Here is a 17340-nt window from a genome sequence, read left to right on the forward strand (position 1 = left end):
TTTCTGACTGGTAACAGTGGCAAGCCTCGTCGTTACTGCCTGTTACCTCTGTTACCAGTGTTACCTCATAAAAATAAGACTCACGCGATTACTATTCGGGATCGGCGCTACCCAGTACTTGCGTATTAAACTGGTACACACGCTTAAGCCCTATTTCTGGTAGGCGAATGCTGTTTTGCGTTCTCCCGTCTTCCCCGGCTTTCAGCCAGCCCGCCTCAACACACAATCTGGCCACCTTTCGCGAATCGAACCCTTTACAAATTTCTTTCCAGCCAGATGGCAATACGTAGAAGGTCACTGTGGAATCTGTCACGTTGTCGCCCTTGTCCAATTTCCTGAACCCCATCATCGACTGTGGACGGTTCTTGTCGTCGTGCCAGTCAGCAAAGCGGCTGAACTGGTTACGTGTCATATAATCCCTGACCTGCTCCAGTGCGGTTTTATCCTCCTGGTTCGCGGTGTGCCCACGATCAGCCATCCATGAGGCCAGACAACACTCAGCAGCCCTGAATGCCTCACCTTCAGGCCATCCGGTTATCCCGGCTTGTGTGGCAAGTTCTCCGGCCATAGCAACCAGCGCAAAACGGGTAACGGCGCGCCCAACTTGATTTCCTGCATCCACAGGGGTCAACCTGCGGGTGTAGTCCTTCAGCAGCGCTTTCGCCTGGCTGGTCAGTTCCGGGAGATCGGCTGTCAGACAATGCAGCCAGTCACGGAAGGGTGAACCATGATAATGAATAACGGCGTGTTCCAGATGCTCCGCCAGCGCTTTACCACCACTAAAGCCGTGCAGTTCCTCAAATACTCCATGCTTGCCCGAATCACTCGGGATCTGGATCATGCGTACTTCAACCCCGGCGTAGGTTCGCTCTCCGGCATTGGCGGCGTGCTCGACCAGTGACAGCTCCCCCGTGGAAAGAAACAACAAATTCCAGCGGTTTGTTTCCCGTACCGAACCATCAGTTCGGGCGCGGGCTTTGCCCTGACCGTTCGCCAGCATGTAGGCAATATTCCCCGCCTCTCTGCCATCCACCTCGCGAATTTCATCAAGCATCAGTGTGGCATCATTGCGGCGGCTGGCCGTTCCTTCCAGCGCGTTCCCGGTAGCACGCCATGTATGCCAGAAATCCGTACCACCGCACACCGAAGCAGCCACTTTCATGGTCGTGGTTTTACCGTCTGTAGATTCACCTTTCAGGTGATAACCGCCGCCACCTATACCAACCAGCTTCAGAAGCGGCGCGGCGAATGCCAGGCTTACGGCAAAGGCCAGTCGGGCATTATTGACGCAATAGCGGCCTATATTTTCCCGCCATTCTTCCGTGGTGCCCGTAACACGAAAATCACGCCCCTGAACGCTGGAAGTCTGGAGAATGACAGACTGTGACTCTCTGCCGATCACTTCATCCTGAAGAACATAAACGCCGCCATGCCAGCCTGTTTTATTCACGCAGGTCACTTTTCTGTCGGGCTTGCACAGGGAGATGTATTCCATCAGGTGCGCTCTGGCCATCCCGTTGATATTGATATAAGAAAGCCCATTGACCAGCAGTACGCGCCGCAGTTCCTCTCCGCTACCACCCAGCATTTCCATCGGCATTGCCCATTTTCGGCTAATGCCGTTGGTGTCCTCCCATTCCAGCAGACGGCCATAATTACTGCCGTCAGCATCGCTGGTGATAGCAGTCACACGCAGCGGACTACAAATCTTGATATTACGGATCTCAGTATCACCATCTGATTTATTCACCAGCTTGTCATACCACAAATATTCTTTCGTGAGCCTGAACCCCTGCGGTAATCTGGTTTGCCCTTTTCCGTGCAACGTCATTTCCTCCCGGAAGGCTTCACGCGCCCTTTCCTTCCCGGTTTCCTGACGATAATCATCCCAGTCGGCTTTATGACGTACCGGAGGAAGCGTTACCCAACCATCTACGGCTTTCGCGGCTTTTTCAGCCCATACCCGGCCAGTGTTCTCTTTCCCGTCAACAAGATCGTTATCTCCAGCCAGGATAATCCGGGTGTCCGGCCATCGAATGCGGATTTGCTCCGCAACCTTCACCAAATTTGTGGCCGCAATGGCAGCAACGATCCAACCGTCAGCCAGGAGGCTGACCGTCAACGCAGTGGCATATCCTTCAGTGATAATGACCTGTTCTGGAGCATCAGACGGAACATCAGCCACGGCAATAAAAGCACCTGACAGCTGACTGCCGGGTAAAAGACTTTTATTACCATCAGAGTTAATAAGCTGACCGCCTGTAATATTCCCGGTGATGTCAGTTAAAGGCAGCAGCAGCGACCCGGCTGGAAAAGTCATTCCCGCCAGATTGATGGCAGCAGTAAGAAGCGGTAAAGAGTAACCCTGCAATCCCTTTCCGGTCAGATAGGCTGATTCACCGTTTTGAGACAACTTTTTAAGTTTCTGATAGCGGTCTGCTCCGGTCTCTTTTCCCGCCACCTTTTTCCTGGCTGGCGTAGCGGGTTTATCCTGTACTTCAGGTAATGCCAAAACCTCAGAGACCATTCCCGCGACCTCCTTCAGTGAGCGCCCTGTCACCAGACGGACTAAATCAAGGCCATCGCCATTGCCGCACTGATTACAGAACCATGTTCCGCGCCCCTCTTTGTCATCAAGACGGAAGCGATCTTTTCCGCCGCAGGCCGGACAGGCACCGTGGCGTCGAGCGGAAGGAACATTAATCCCTAACGCGGAAAGGATGTGTGGCCATCGCCCGTTTGCTGCCCCCGAAACCGCAGATACAGACTGAACTTTCATAACAGTACCTCCCCGACTCCCGCAGTGGTAATGCTGAAACCAGTAGGTACTTCTCCATCGGGCGCACCGAAAACGATGTCCCGGTACACTTCGCGTAGCTCAGAAACACCATATGCGGAAAGGCGAATATTTTCAGCCATGTAACCGGGTGACAGCATTCGCTCCAGAACGTCACACGCCAGGCGAAGCCCCTCTTCCTGGCCGAATTCGTTAATCCAGGGCGCTTCAATATGATAAAGAATATTCATGGCCACACGCTCAGGTGTCAGCACGATACGCTCGCCATCCTCGATATATACAGCTTCCCCATTAATCCGCAGCATCAGGGAGATATAGGCGTCAGCAATGCAGGAGCGCAGAAATGCCGCCCGAAATTCTGTTGAGTTGATCCCGATATTAGCGTGCATCGCTCTCTCCTTTGATGGTGCTGGTTTCCTTCACTACGCCTTCCAGCTGTTCTGCAATACATGCCATTAGCGCTGCGGCACCTTCAGCAGAAATCGTTTTCGTTCCGCTCATTACAGGCATTGAAAGAATTTCGGCAAGAAACTCGCTGGCCTGAGCTATTCGTAAAAGACGGCTTTCGCCCACTTCAGACAAGGTGCAACCATGTTTAGTGATAGGTAAATGGTTCATGCGTTCACCTCCCCGAAATTGTTCATCGGAATACGTGCGGCCAAGCTCAGTACAAAATCGGCAACGAGTTTCAGACGTGCAGCACGCTCGCAGGTTGCAACAGTACGCACAGCGAATGGACGCGCGGCATAGTCAGAACGGCGAACAGCGAGAAATACAAAGGTAAATTGAGGGTGAGGCAAAGCAGGGATCGTAGCCATGGTGGCAGTCTCCTTCAGATAGCGGGTAACGCTACCACCGGAGTTCCTACGCTCATGGGTGGTAGCCCAAACGGGGGTAGGAATACCGGCTCTGAAGGATACCGGCCAGCCCGAAAGCTGCCCCGCCTGGACTACCATAATTTGGATGATGTGGCGTAAATAACGAATAGATACGGTTAACCACCACACCATAAAATAAGGGTGAGTCAAAGCTACGACACAAAAAAACACGCTCGGCGCGTGTGGTGTCGCCTTCAGATAACACGGGTTCCTACGCCCGATTGCCGATTTTGCGGCAACGCTACGAATATAGCCCGAGCATTTAGCATGGTGCAAGAATTTTATAACCGAATCTTGTGTGTTGAACATATAGATAAACCCTGGCATTCTTAAACCGCAGACCGAAGTTTCGGTTTTTCATTATCCTGTTGCTGTGCATAAGACCCGCTTTTGCGGGTCTTTTTGTTTCTATAGTCTCAGTCAGAAAAAGTCACCGCACTCTCATCAACAGCCGCATAAAGCTCCGGTTCACCCAGCGCATACCCTTCATTACGAAGATAAGAATTCACGTATTCACTTTTCTCATCATCAAACTCAGCCCGGAATGATCGGGTTCGGGACTGGGTATAAATGTGCAGATTATCCAGCGTAGTGACCGCAAGACGTTTTCCCGGCATGAACGGCGGGATAAAAGCAAACCGTCCGGCAATCGAACTGACTGCCATTTGCGCAGCATCCACATCAGCCGGGCGATCAGCTGCGTTGAAGAGCTTTAGACGCTGTTTAGCAGCAAGCTCGGCACCCACGAGAACCACCAGACGCGGATCTTCACGATAAGGCTCTGCAATCAACTCAGTAATGAGGTGATTAGCAAGCAGATCGAGGTTTTTCCATTCCCCGGTATCTCCAAGGGTTAGAGGGGTGCTTAAAACCTGCTGACCATCTCGATAATCTTTTGCCAGCGCATGCCAACCGATATTTACGTCCTCACCTTTTTTATTGATCTCAGGATCAGTCGTATCGGCAATTGACTCTCCATTAAAACCAACCCGCAACATATCAAGTGCATAAGCCTGACTAAAAAACGCACTGACCGATTTATCAAATTCGCCCTGGGCACCTATATGATAAATATGTGACATATCTAAATAGCTGATTCGTGCACACGTGTCAGTTTCGGACAGAAAAAATTCAGTGCCATTTATCGCTAACATCTTACGGAATCTGCCACCTTGAACTCGTCCTGTATGTAACTCGCTGGCTCCAATATTAATGGCATTACCTGAAACAGCATTAACGTCACGTAAAGTGATATTATTGATTAACCAACCAGACTCAAGAATTGAGCTTCGCAAAATATTTTCTGTTGGTTTACTTAATGCAAATCTTCTGTTTGAAGATTCCTGGTAATTTGTGCCAGACACGAATTTACTGTGATAACGGCGTGCAGCGTCCGGCCTTTCGGCTTTGAATGCGTACATGATTTATCCTTTTATTATTTACGAAATATTTTTTTCTTGTGTTCAGAGAGCTGATTATATTTCACAGCATGTTCTGCATACTCACGATCGCTTACTACAGAGCGAAGAATGGCATTTTCAGCGCGGTAGTACTCCCGATAGGCCATAGTTCGACTTATCCCACCTCTTTCCAGTTCGTAACGGTCAATTGGGTATGCACAACATTTAAGAATGTGCTCAACTGCATTATCCAGTGCGCATAGAGCATCCAAGATAAATCTTACATCCCGAACTAAAGTCGCATCGTTTAAAACATTAATAAACTCAGCGGGAGAAGTTAACGGTCTGGAAAACGAGGGTAATGACTCCAACTTATTGATAGTGTTTTATGTTCAGATAATGCCCGATGACTTTGTCATGCAGCTCCACCGATTTTGAGAACGACAGCGACTTCCGTCCCAGCCGTGCCAGGTGCTGCCTCAGATTCAGGTTATGCCGCTCAATTCGCTGCGTATATCGCTTGCTGATTACGTGCAGCTTTCCCTTCAGGCGGGATTCATACAGCGGCCAGCCATCCGTCATCCATATCACCACGTCAAAGGGTGACAGCAGGCTCATAAGACGCCCCAGCGTCGCCATAGTGCGTTCACCGAATACGTGCGCAACAACCGTCTTCCGGAGCCTGTCATACGCGTAAAACAGCCAGCGCTGGCGCGATTTAGCCCCGACGTATCCCCACTGTTCGTCCATTTCCGCGCAGACGATGACGTCACTGCCCGGCTGTATGCGCGAGGTTACCGACTGCGGCCTGAGTTTTTTAAATGGCGGAAAATCGTGTTGAGGCCAACGCCCATAATGCGGGCGGTTGCCCGGCATCCAACGCCATTCATGGCCATATCAATGATTTTCTGGTGCGTACCGGGTTGAGAAGCGGTGTAAGTGAACTGCAGTTGCCATGTTTTACGGCAGTGAGAGCAGAGATAGCGCTGATGTCCGGCAGTGCTTTTGCCGTTACGCACCACCCCGTCAGTAGCTGAACAGGAGGGACAGCTGATAGAAACAGAAGCCACTGGAGCACCTCAAAAACACCATCATACACTAAATCAGTAAGTTGGCAGCATCACCGAAAACGAGTTAAGATATTTTTTACTAATGTTCTTCCCGATATGTTCAGCTTCTTCAAGTAACAAACTTCCGAATCCCCTGAAGAGACTTACCCGCGTTTGCTGCTCTTTCTGCCGTAACAATGCAGAATGGTACTGTCGTTCATAAGCATCACGCGCCCCTTTCACGGCATTTTTGTTTTTTACTTCAGAAACTGTTCTGGCGTTAACATTCACCCCTGCATTCTTTAATGCGTACTCGGCAGAGCTAACATCTTTTTGTCGGAAGGATAACTCTTCTTCTTCACGATGACATAGCACATCAAATCGACTCATTAAGAGATTGATTTCATCGGCAGTCGCTTCTGTATCAGGGATTGCTAGCCCGGTTAAAGACTGTAATTTCTCTCCTTTACAACGCAGTTTATTTAACATAGAGATCTCGATGATTCTTATTATACATGCAGAATCACCATATTCTTCATTGAAAATACTGACCTTATAAGTATCTATTGTCGTAACGTGATCACTTTTCAGGGAAGGATACAAGGGCTTACCCTCCATTGGGAGTTTAATAAATGTCATATCAGTCCTATTTTTAACAAGTTTAATTAGATGTGTGACTATCTCTCCAGGCATAATAATCACCAGCGCGCCATCGTGACATACGACCTAGCTTGATCGGTTTAGGGAATCTACCAAGAGAGATCAGTTTATAAATCCACTTATCAGTAAATAAGCAGTCGGAAGTTATAAATTTCATATCAACTAATTTGTCGTATGAAGGGCGGCTTTTAGAATTATCCAAAATATCTCCATCAGTTCATCAATGTTCGTCAATGAACACTATCTAAACATAGATGGTTTCGTTTTAACGTTGAGTAGAAAAAATAATTTCTACTCAACGTTAACTAGGACTTAGTTCGCGATCAATTTACCAGCAATAGCTTTACCCAAAATTCGCTCTATTCTATCTATCGAAAGTGGAGGCTCACCATTTATATATAACAGTTCGGTTGCACGTTTTTCTATGCAATTAGCCCATGAACGAATTGACCCAGAGCACTCATTCGGATACTTTTCTTTACAGAAAATAGCAGCCACGAGCACAACTTCTCTTTTCTTGGCATGACGTTCTGAAACAACTTTAGATAGTTTTACCGATTTTATGCCTACGGATTCATGTGGCTTATGAATTATCTTATTGGCTATATCATTTGATAGAATTCTTTCAACATGCTCTCTCGTGATCCATAGATCATTTAATGTAACTCCGCATCCTTGTGAATCAGGCAATAAACAACAAAAGAAACCCTCAAAGCTCATATCCCCTGAAGGTAAAACTATTAGCCCATCATCATAGAAATTATTCATTTCCATTTTAATTAATACTCTTTGCTCAAGCTCCCATAATCCCGATGCGTGCCCATAAGCGATGTTAAGTGAGTCTTCATCATCAGAGCCAAAACTAAATAAATCATCCTTAGAGAAAAATTCAATATCCTCAGTGTAAATTGAGTCGTCATTATATATAAATGAATTCCTAGTTAATTCTTTGAACTCTTCAGTATGATTAGGCAAATCCCTTAAGTCATTATTTATTTTTTTAACGTCCGCAGAGCTATAAAAAATTGAATTGGCCATATCCAGCATGACACAAAGTTTGATTTTATCTACTGCTCCCCAATGAATTAAATCCCCAACATCACAGCCTATTAATTTAGCTGCTCGGCTCACTCTGTAATAATCTAAAGAAGGAATAGTTTTCATTTTCGTCCCTCTAAAAAGTCAGCATACCACTGCATCATTTCCCTACGCCCTTCAATATATTGAGCATGGTTATAAATTCCACGAATAGAGTTCTTGTCCAAATGAGCAAGCTGGGTTTCAATCCAAGCGCTATTAAAACCTTTCTCATGCAAAATCGTACTCATCGTATGCCTGAAACCATGCCCTGTTACACGGCCAGCATACCCAATACGTTTAAACACCTGGTTGATACTGGCTTCACTCATGAATTTACTGGGATCGTTGCGTCCAGGGAACATGAGCGGATAGTTGCCTGTCAGCTCTTTCAAACGCCCGAGGTGAACTAATGCTTGTTTTGACAGTGGTACAATATGAGTCCTACGCATTTTCATGCGTTCTTTGGGAATTTCCCACACTGCGTTATCAAAATCCACTTCACGCCATTCCGCTGCTCGTAGCTCTCCGGTTCTGAGACCTGTCAGGATGAGCAGATGCGCTCCCAGCAACACTATAGGGCTTCCTGAATAAGCGTTAAGGGCAGTGAAGAACTCGGGTAGCTCGTTGGCTTTGAGAAATGGATAGTGGACTGCTTCATGGCCTTGCATTGCACTGGCAAGATCCGGTGCCGGATTGTAGATCGCTCGACCTGTTACGATGGCGTAGCGGAATACTTCACCGCATCGTTGACGGACTTTCTTCGCTTTTTCCATTGCTCCTCTGGCTTCTATTAATCTCAGAACTTCAAGCAGCTCTAAGGGCTTAATATCAGCAATGGGTCGATGGCCGATGTGCGGGAAAATGTCTTTATCAAATGCCTCGATAATGTCTGAAGCGTAGCCCTCAGACCATTTAGGTGACTTCATTTTGTGCCACTCTAACGCCACTTCTCTGAATGGATTGAGTATCTCTGTAGCAGCGGTTAAAGCATGTTTTTTGGCTTTCTTCACTTCACCAGGGTCTTCACCGGCTGCGAGCAATTTCTTTGCGTCTTCACGCTTTTGCCTGGCATCAGCCAAAGAAACCGTTGGATAGACACCAAAAGATAAACGCTTCTCTTTGCCAGCAAAACGGTACTTCATACGCCAGTAACGCGAGCCATTGGGTTCTACTTGAAGATACAGACCACCTCCATCAGACAGCTTGTAGCTCTTCTCTTTTCCTTTCGCGGCTTCAACCTTTCGGGCATTCAGCATCATTGGGGGCACATTTCCTAGACCGAACAGAACATGCCCCTGATTGTGCCCCCAAAGGTATGTTGATTTCAATAGATAGAGGTTGACGTCAAATGACTGAAAATAACGTAACTACTATGTTTTAAAAGGATTTTGTTGATGTGAATTGACTTGAGAAAACTAGGAGATGGTGCCGATAATAGGAGTCGAACCTACGACCTTCGCATTACGAATGCGCTGCTCTACCAACTGAGCTATATCGGCCCTGAAAGGCCGGTTACGAGCGTAACCACGGGGCAAAAGGTTAGATCTAACCGGGTGATGCGTCAATGCCCTTTTGAATCAAACGGCTATTTTTGCATCACCCGTGATTATTTACGCACGAATCGTATCATCACCGAAGCCGATCCACTTGTAGGTGGTCAGTGCTTCCAGGCCCATCGGGCCTCTTGCATGCAGTTTTTGCGTGCTGACAGCAACTTCTGCGCCCAGGCCGAACTGGCCACCGTCGGTGAAGCGGGTTGAGGCATTCACGTATACGGCAGAGGAGTCCACCTCATTCACAAAGCGGTCGGCATTGCGCAGGGTACGCGTCAGAATCGCATCCGAGTGCTGGGTACCATGTTCACGGATGTGAGCAATGGCATCGTCAAGACTCGCAACCACCTTCACGTTCAAATCCAGCGACAGAAACTCGTCGTCGTACTGTTCCGCTTTGACCGGTACCACCGTTGCCGGGCCGTCTTTCAGCAGTGCCAGCGCGTTGGCATCCGCGTGCAGCGTCACGCCGCTTTCGGCCATCTGTTTGCTCAGAGCAGGCAGGAAGGTATTGGCGATGCCCTGATGCACCAGCAGCGTTTCAACCGTATTACAGGTGCTTGGACGCTGGGTTTTGGCATTGACGATAATCTTCAGCGCCGGTTCAATCTCGGCACTGTCATCGACCACGATATGGCACACGCCGATACCGCCCGTGATCACAGGAATGGTCGACTGCTCACGGCACAGCTTGTGCAGGCCCGCGCCACCGCGTGGGATCAGCATGTCGATGTATTTATCCATGCGCAGCATCTCGTTCACCAGCGCACGGTCCGGGCTCTCGATTGCCTGTACGGCACCTGCCGGCAGGCCGCACTCTTCCAGCGCCTGCTGGATAACGTTTACGGTCGCGGCGTTGGTACGCCAGGTCTCTTTCCCGCCGCGCAGAATGGCGGCGTTGCCGGTCTTCAGGCACAGGGAAGCGACATCAACCGTAACGTTGGGACGGGCTTCATAGATCACGCCAATCACGCCCAGCGGCACGCGACGACGCTCAAGGCGCAGCCCGCTGTCGAGCAGCCCACCATCAATGACCTGACCTACCGGATCGGCAAGATTGCAGACCTGGCGGACATCGTCAGCGATGCCTTTCAGACGTGCCGGGGTCAGCGCCAGGCGGTCGAGCATTGCTTCGCTCAGGCCATTGCGACGCGCTTCCAGCAGATCCTGCTCGTTGGCGAGCAGAATCTCCTGCGACTGCGATTCCAGATAATCAGCGATTTTTTCCAGTACGCGGTTTTTCTCGCGGCTGGAAAGGAGCGCCAGTTTGTAAGAGGCGGCCTTCGCGGCTGCGCCCATTTGTTCCAGCATTTTCTGGCTCCTTAACGAATAATCATGTCATCACGATGCACGGCAACCGGGCCATATTCATAACCCAGAATGGCGTCGATCTGCTGTGAATGGTGACCCGCAATACGGCGCAGGGCATCGCTGTTGTAGCGGCTTACGCCGTGGGCGATGTCACGACCTTCGAGATTACGGATACGGATCACTTCACCACGTGAGAAGTTGCCTGTCACGCTTTTAATTCCTTTAGGAAGTAATGAGCTCCCTCTTTCCAGAATTGCGGCGGTCGCCCCTTCATCAACGGTGAGTTCGCCTGCCGGCGGTGCGCCAAAGATCCAGCGTTTGCGGTTCTCCAGCGGGGAGGCTTGCGCATGGAAGCGGGTTCCCACGGAGATGCCTTCCATCACGTCGCCAATCACGCCAGGACGGCTGCCCGCGGCAATGATGGTGTCGATACCGGCACGGCATGCCACGTCGGCAGCCTGCAGTTTGGTCCCCATCCCGCCGGTCCCGAGGCCTGAAACGCTGTCACCTGCGATGGCGCGTAGCGCATCGTCGATACCGTGTACATCGGTAATCAGTTCAGCATCTGGATTTGAACGCGGGTCGGCGGTGAAGAGCCCCTGCTGGTCGGTCAGGAGCAGTAATTTATCAGCGCCTGCCAGAATCGCGGCCAGTGCCGAGAGGTTATCGTTATCACCCACTTTGATTTCAGCGGTGGCAACGGCATCGTTTTCGTTAATGACGGGAACGATGTTGTTATCCAGCAGCGCACGCAGCGTATCGCGCGCGTTCAGGAAACGCTCCCGGTCTTCCATATCCGCACGCGTCAGCAGCATCTGCCCGACGTGGATGCCATAGATAGAAAACAGCTGTTCCCAGAGTTGAATGAGTCGGCTTTGTCCCACGGCGGCCAGCAGCTGTTTCGAGGCGATCGTCGCGGGGAGTTCGGGGTAACCCAGGTGTTCACGCCCGGCGGCAATCGCCCCGGAGGTCACAATTACAATACGATGCCCTGCGGCATGCAACTGAGCGCACTGACGTACAAGCTCAACAATGTGGGCGCGATTAAGGCGGCGCGATCCGCCTGTTAAAACACTGGTACCGAGTTTTACCACCAGCGTCTGGCTGTCACTCATGATTCTCTGCCGTTCAACGATAAGGGAAAATGATGTCAAACGAACGTTTTAACAGGTGTCAGCCCCGTTGCCAACTGCCTTAGCACATCGCGAAACACTTTGTTGCGCGGGATCAGGAAGCGTAGCGGCAAAATTTGACAGTTTTATTACCGAAATAATAAATCACAGTTTTTTAAAATTATTCTTAATTTGTCATAAAAGTTTCATTGCGTAACGTTAAAACCCTTTCTGTTTTTTCACGGGACTTAAGCATGAGCTTATCGTCCAGCGAATTTTTTTAGCGCGTTTATAAGACAGGATCGAAAATGAAAAAGAGCACACTGGCATTAGTGGTAATGGGCGTTGTGGCTTCCGCATCTGTACACGCAGCCGAAGTTTATAATAAAAACGGTAATAAACTGGACGTATACGGCAAAGTTAAAGCAATGCACTACATCAGCGATGATGACACTAAAGATGGTGACCAGACTTACGTCCGTTTCGGTTTTAAAGGCGAAACACAGATTAACGATCAGCTGACGGGCTATGGCCGTTGGGAAGCTGAATTTGCCGGTAACAAAGCCGAAAGCGACTCTACACAGAAAACGCGTCTGGCGTTTGCTGGTCTGAAACTGAAAGACATTGGCTCTCTGGATTACGGTCGTAACCTGGGCGCACTGTACGACGTTGAAGCCTGGACCGATATGTTCCCTGAGTTCGGTGGTGACTCTTCAGCCCAGACTGATAACTTCATGACCAAACGTGCGAGCGGTCTTGCCACCTACCGTAACACCGACTTCTTCGGTGCGGTTGATGGCCTGGATATGACCCTGCAGTATCAGGGCAAAAACGAAAACCGCGACGTCAAAAAACAGAACGGTGACGGTTTCGGTACCTCTCTGACCTATGACTTCGGTGGCAGCGACTTCGCCGTCAGCGGTGCCTACACCAACTCTGACCGTACTAACGCACAAAACCTGCTGACGCGCGGCGAAGGTAAAAAAGCGGAAGCATGGGCAACCGGTCTGAAATATGACGCTAACGATATTTACCTGGCTGCGATGTACTCTGAAACCCGCAATATGACCCCAATTTCGGGTGGTTTTGCGAATAAAGCTCAGAACTTTGAAGTTGTTGCACAATACCAGTTCGATTTCGGTCTGCGTCCGTCCCTGGGTTATGTCCAGTCTAAAGGCAAGGATATCGAAGGTGTGGGTGACGAAGATCTGGTGAAATACATCGACGTGGGCGCGACCTATTATTTCAACAAGAATATGTCCGCGTTTGTTGATTATAAAATCAACCAGATTGATGACGACAATAAACTGGGCGTGAGCAGCGATGACATCGTTGCTCTGGGTATGACCTACCAGTTCTGATATTGTTGAAATAAAAAATCCCGGCGCAGATGCCGGGATTTTTTTTGCCTGGAGGGGGTCGGGTTTACTGCCCTCACCCCATCCCTCGCGAAGAGAGAGGGAGAAATATCGCGATTACGCCGTCAGCTTAACCGCTTCGCTGGAAAAGTTATCCGCGGGTTCAAGCTTCAGATCCAGGGTGGCCAGCAGTGCTCTTGCCTTTTCGAGGTACTCTTTCAAAGTATGCTCCAGGCGGTCGATCACTTCCTGGTCTTTGATGGGGGCTGTTTGCCAGTAGCCGTCTTTATTAAACAGGCCGAACTGGTAGCTATACGTAAAACGTTTTTCTTCCGCTTCCATTTCCATCCACCAGCCCCAGAATTCACGTTTTTCGGGTGCAGGCTTCACGTTGACGCATACAGCCAGGCAGTCGAAAAAAAAGCGATTTTCTTCACACTGCTCTTCTCGAATATACGGGCCGAGAGCCATAAACTTCTTGATCAGTCTACTTTTCGGGTGTCCACTCGGTAACGTCATTGCGATCTCCTTTTGTGAAGCCACTGTTTTACCAAACCAGCAAAATTTAGCAATCTATTAACACAATCTCTGCGCGATCCAGCGTGTGATCTCTCTCAATGCTTTGTCAAAATTCTGGTACACCGGGCTGAACGGTACCTCAAGCAATTTGCCATCCGCAGATGACGAAGTGATTAAGCGTGACTCCTCTTCGGGACTGAAGGGATCGTTTTTCCAGTACCCTGACATCATCGGCGTAGGGCAACGCCGTCCCAGCAACCCCTGCGTTTTTAGCGAGTAACGATTGAGTTCAACGCGCAGCGCTTCGTCTGATGCATCATGCATGCCAAGGCGGCTGGCCAGCACATCAAGGTACATTTCCGGCACGCGGCCCTGCCGGGCCGGATCGCTGAGCAGAGCGTGCACCACCGGACCGAGACAGGCGACGGCCTTCAGGCGTGAAGCTTCAAGGTAAGCCAGACGCACGGCGACGTTGGCGCCAAAGCGGAAGCCAAATGCAGCAACACGCGTGTGGTCAACCCATGGAATGTTTTCCAGCGCTTTTAGTGCATGTTGGTGCAGAAGACTCGAGTCCTGAGTCAGTTTCCATTTGGATGAAAAGCCAATTGAGGGCATATCCAGCGTCAGCATCGCGATCCCTTTTGGTGCGAAGTAACGCTCATACAGGCTGTAATAGTCGATTTGCAGTGAATCCAGCCCGCCGCACATCAGAACGGTCGGGAACGGGCCTTCTCCTTCTGGCATATGCAGGAACCCGGTGACGGGCGCGCCACCCGGGATGGTAAACTCCAGCTCGCGCATCCGGCCCGGCAAGCGTTGAGCGGCCTCTTCGTAGGCGCGATTCGCCAGCGCCTGAGCCTGCTCGGCCAGCTCATCACCTTTCAAATGCGGGTATGCGGCAATAGCATAGAGGTTGGCTGCATGCAGCCAGTGTTTGCCGCTGAGCGTGGCATCCTCTTCCTGGCTGGCTTTTTGCTGCCAGAGCATCGCCTGTTTAGACCATTCGTAGATCCAGTTTCCCCCGCGATAACCCACGACCGTATCGTAGAGTTCACTGTCGGTGCGCTCGGCTTCGCTCATCACGATACGCGCCTGCACATCAAGGATTTCACGGGGATCAATACCGCGCCAGATCCACATCAGACGGTTAATCATGCGGTACCAGTGGGGCACGTTTTTACCGTCTAATGCAGACTGGACGGCAGGCATGGTCCCCGGATTAAACCGGCGCACCAGCGTCGACGTTTCAGGGTGTTTGAAACGGGGTTTGAAGAGAGTCTCGGTGAGATTCGCCTGCGTCATTACGTTGCCTCCATGAATACGTCATATAGAGACCATTGTAACGCGCGTCAGACTAAAAAAAACAACGCCCGGTATCACCAGGCGTTAAATAAGTGCGTAAGAGAATTAACGACCAGAGATTGGCGGTACGAATACCACGCCCATATCCCATGGCTGTTCAATCCAGGTATCCTGAGGGATATCAATCACGTAATCGTCAACCAGCGGGCGACCTGCTGGCTTCGCGAAGATGGTGACGAAGTGGGCTTTTGGATACATTTCGCGGATAGCCACCGCGGTACCGCCGGTATCAACCAGGTCGTCGATAACGATGAAGCCTTCACCGTCGCCTTCCGCACGTTTCAGCACGGTCAGCTCACGCTGGTTATCATGGTCATAGCTGGAGATGCATACGGTATCGACATGACGAATACCCAGCTCACGTGCCAGCAGCGCCCCCGGTACCAGACCGCCACGGCTGACGGCAATAATGCCTTTCCACTGTTCGGAAGGCATCAGACGCGCAGCCAGTTTGCGTGCGTGAATCTGCAACATGTCCCAGGTGACGACGTATTTTTCGCTCATGTGAAGTGTCCCAGCCTGTTTGTATACGGCTTAAAAAGTGTTCGAGGGGGAAATAGGTTGCGCGAGATTATAGAGATCTGACGCACTAAAAACCAGTGTTTAGCGCCCGGAGCCTGAGTTTTTACATGCTTTATGCTACCAGCCACCGGAGAAAGTGGTATTCTCAGTTGCATCTCGCAAGCCTGTCTTGTGGTAACTATTAACCTGCTAACCCTGTGACCTGCAACTCGCTTTGCAGGGCATCGACAAGGAGACTTATCGTGTCTGAACTGTCTCAATTATCTCCACAGCCACTGTGGGATATTTTTGCCAAAATCTGTTCCATTCCCCACCCTTCCTACCATGAAGAACAGCTTGCCGAACATATTATGGGCTGGGCGAAGGAAAAAGGTCTGCATGCTGAACGCGACCAGGTTGGCAACATTCTGATCCGCAAACCGGCGACCGCAGGCATGGAAAACCGTAAACCGGTTGTGCTGCAGGCGCACCTGGACATGGTTCCACAGAAAAACAACGATACCGTTCACGACTTCACCAAAGACCCTATCCAGCCTTACATCGATGGCGACTGGGTGAAAGCGCGCGGCACGACCCTTGGTGCAGATAACGGCATTGGTATGGCGTCTGCTCTGGCGGTCCTGGCGGACGACAGCGTTGAGCACGGTCCGCTGGAAGTGCTGCTGACCATGACGGAAGAAGCAGGCATGGACGGCGCGTTCGGTCTGCAGGCGAACTGGCTGCAGGCGGACATTCTGATCAACACCGACTCTGAAGAAGAGGGTGAGATCTACATGGGCTGCGCCGGCGGGATTGATTTCATCACGACCCTGCCACTGTCCCGCGAAGCGATCCCTGCTGGTTTCCAGACCTTCAAGCTGACGCTGAAAGGGCTGAAAGGCGGCCACTCCGGTGGTGATATTCACCTGGGTCTGGGCAACGCCAACAAACTGCTGGCACGCTTCCTGGCTGGCCACGCGGCTGAGCTGGATCTGCGTCTGGTGGATTTCAACGGCGGCACACTGCGCAATGCCATTCCGCGTGAAGCCTTCACGACCGTGGCAGTACCCGCTGCAAAAGCTGACGAGCTGAAAAAGCTTTCCAGCGTGTATCTGGATATCCTGAAAAACGAACTGTCAGCGAAAGAGAAGAACCTGACCGTGGTGCTCGAGTCCGTGACTACCGACAAAGCGGCGCTGACCTCCCCGTCTCGCGACGCCTTCGTTCAGCTGCTGAACGCGACGCCAAACGGCGTGATTCGTAATTCAGACGTCGCGAAAGGTGTGGTTGAAACCTCCCTGAACGTGGGCGTGGTCACCATGAGTGATGACAGCGCGGAGATCATCTGCCTGATCCGTTCGCTTATCGACAGCGGTAAAGAGTATGTGGTGAGCATGCTGGAGTCTCTGGGTAAACTGGCGGGTGCGCACACCTCCGCAAAAGGTAGCTACCCAGGCTGGCAGCCGGATGCAAGTTCCCCGGTGATGGCGCTGGTGCGTGAAACTTACCAGCGTCTGTTCAACAGTACCCCGAACATTCAGGTGATCCACGCCGGTCTGGAGTGTGGTCTGTTCAAGAAACCGTATCCGAACATGGACATGGTGTCTATCGGGCCAACCATTACCGGTCCGCACTCGCCGGATGAGCAGGTTCATATTGAAAGCGTGGGTCATTACTGGACTCTGCTGACTGAACTGCTGAAAGCGATCCCTGCTAAGTAATTCGCCGTATGATGCCCGGTAGCACGTTGCCTGCCGGGC

Annotated in this window: 17 protein-coding genes and 1 tRNA gene; 2 read left to right on the top strand and 16 right to left on the bottom strand. The window is 50.7% G+C overall.

Going from position 1 to position 17340, the window contains the following annotated elements; all coding sequences use genetic code 11:
* Positions 1–91: 91 nt before the first annotated feature.
* The 13 genes from HV157_RS09705 to proB form a co-directional block, all read right to left on the bottom strand.
* Positions 92–2779, bottom strand: coding sequence for a DUF927 domain-containing protein (locus HV157_RS09705; protein ID WP_182268237.1), 2688 nt, complete (start codon positions 2777–2779; stop codon positions 92–94).
* Positions 2776–3186, bottom strand: coding sequence for a hypothetical protein (locus HV157_RS09710; protein WP_182268236.1), 411 nt, complete (start codon positions 3184–3186; stop codon positions 2776–2778). The genes HV157_RS09705 and HV157_RS09710 overlap by 4 nt, the downstream gene beginning before the upstream one ends.
* Complete coding sequence (locus tag HV157_RS09715) at positions 3176–3415, bottom strand: hypothetical protein (protein WP_182268235.1); 240 nt, start codon at positions 3413–3415, stop codon at positions 3176–3178. Before HV157_RS09715 ends, HV157_RS09710 begins: the two co-directional genes overlap by 11 nt.
* A complete protein-coding gene (locus HV157_RS09720) occupies positions 3412–4002 on the bottom strand; it encodes a host cell division inhibitor Icd-like protein (protein ID WP_182268234.1) in 591 nt (196 codons plus the stop codon). The genes HV157_RS09715 and HV157_RS09720 overlap by 4 nt, the downstream gene beginning before the upstream one ends.
* 89 nt (positions 4003–4091) lie before the next feature.
* Entirely contained in the window at positions 4092–5096 is a 1005-nt protein-coding gene (locus HV157_RS09725) for a P2 family phage major capsid protein (protein ID WP_182268233.1), read from the bottom strand.
* A 351-nt stretch (positions 5097–5447) separates the two neighbouring features.
* Positions 5448–6145 (bottom strand): IS1-like element IS1B family transposase gene (locus HV157_RS09730; protein ID WP_095033700.1). Its coding sequence is split into 2 segments (ribosomal slippage): positions 5448–5896 and positions 5896–6145, totalling 699 coding nucleotides; the frame shifts between segments, so codons are not numbered across the junction.
* A gap of 33 nt (positions 6146–6178) precedes the next feature.
* Positions 6179–6826 carry a hypothetical protein gene (locus HV157_RS09735; RefSeq protein WP_249420794.1) on the bottom strand — a complete coding sequence of 216 codons (648 nt, stop codon included), beginning with the start codon at positions 6824–6826 and terminating at the stop codon, positions 6179–6181.
* Positions 6786–6941 carry an AlpA family phage regulatory protein gene (locus HV157_RS26080; RefSeq protein ID WP_058688253.1) on the bottom strand — a complete coding sequence of 52 codons (156 nt, stop codon included), beginning with the start codon at positions 6939–6941 and terminating at the stop codon, positions 6786–6788. Before HV157_RS26080 ends, HV157_RS09735 begins: the two co-directional genes overlap by 41 nt.
* A 155-nt stretch (positions 6942–7096) precedes the next feature.
* On the bottom strand, positions 7097–7948 hold the full coding sequence (locus tag HV157_RS09740; RefSeq protein ID WP_182378498.1) for a hypothetical protein: 852 nt from the start codon (positions 7946–7948) through the stop codon (positions 7097–7099).
* Entirely contained in the window at positions 7945–9123 is a 1179-nt protein-coding gene (locus HV157_RS09745; RefSeq protein WP_182268230.1) for an integrase arm-type DNA-binding domain-containing protein, read from the bottom strand. The genes HV157_RS09740 and HV157_RS09745 overlap by 4 nt, the downstream gene beginning before the upstream one ends.
* Positions 9124–9287: 164 nt before the next feature.
* A tRNA-Thr gene (locus HV157_RS09750) sits at positions 9288–9363 on the bottom strand.
* Between the two features lie 111 nt (positions 9364–9474).
* Positions 9475–10728 (bottom strand): glutamate-5-semialdehyde dehydrogenase, encoded by a 1254-nt coding sequence (gene proA, locus HV157_RS09755; protein ID WP_014168771.1) that lies wholly within the window; start codon positions 10726–10728, stop codon positions 9475–9477.
* An 11-nt stretch (positions 10729–10739) separates the two neighbouring features.
* Positions 10740–11843: a glutamate 5-kinase gene (gene proB, locus HV157_RS09760; protein ID WP_020882782.1), complete on the bottom strand. Its 1104-nt coding sequence runs from the start codon at positions 11841–11843 to the stop codon at positions 10740–10742.
* 305 nt (positions 11844–12148) lie between these two features.
* Here proB and phoE point away from each other — a divergent pair, with 305 nt between their 5' ends.
* Positions 12149–13201, top strand: coding sequence for a phosphoporin PhoE (gene phoE, locus HV157_RS09765; RefSeq protein ID WP_014168769.1), 1053 nt, complete (start codon positions 12149–12151; stop codon positions 13199–13201).
* A gap of 114 nt (positions 13202–13315) precedes the next feature.
* Here the strand turns inward: phoE and crl are convergent, their stop codons facing one another.
* From crl to gpt, 3 genes are all read right to left on the bottom strand, one after another.
* Positions 13316–13717, bottom strand: a complete 402-nt coding sequence (gene crl, locus HV157_RS09770) for a sigma factor-binding protein Crl (protein ID WP_020882784.1) — start codon at positions 13715–13717, stop codon at positions 13316–13318.
* A gap of 57 nt (positions 13718–13774) precedes the next feature.
* Positions 13775–15019 carry an esterase FrsA gene (gene frsA, locus HV157_RS09775; protein WP_182268229.1) on the bottom strand — a complete coding sequence of 415 codons (1245 nt, stop codon included), beginning with the start codon at positions 15017–15019 and terminating at the stop codon, positions 13775–13777.
* Between the two features lie 105 nt (positions 15020–15124).
* Positions 15125–15583 (bottom strand): xanthine phosphoribosyltransferase, encoded by a 459-nt coding sequence (gpt, locus tag HV157_RS09780; protein ID WP_010427903.1) that lies wholly within the window; start codon positions 15581–15583, stop codon positions 15125–15127.
* 260 nt (positions 15584–15843) lie between these two features.
* Here gpt and pepD point away from each other — a divergent pair, with 260 nt between their 5' ends.
* On the top strand, positions 15844–17301 hold the full coding sequence (gene pepD, locus HV157_RS09785) for a cytosol nonspecific dipeptidase (protein ID WP_032677472.1): 1458 nt from the start codon (positions 15844–15846) through the stop codon (positions 17299–17301).
* Positions 17302–17340: the final 39 nt, after the last annotated feature.

Origin of the sequence: Enterobacter sp. RHBSTW-00318 (genome assembly GCF_014101375.1) — a bacterium.
Classification (GTDB): domain Bacteria; phylum Pseudomonadota; class Gammaproteobacteria; order Enterobacterales; family Enterobacteriaceae; genus Enterobacter; species Enterobacter ludwigii.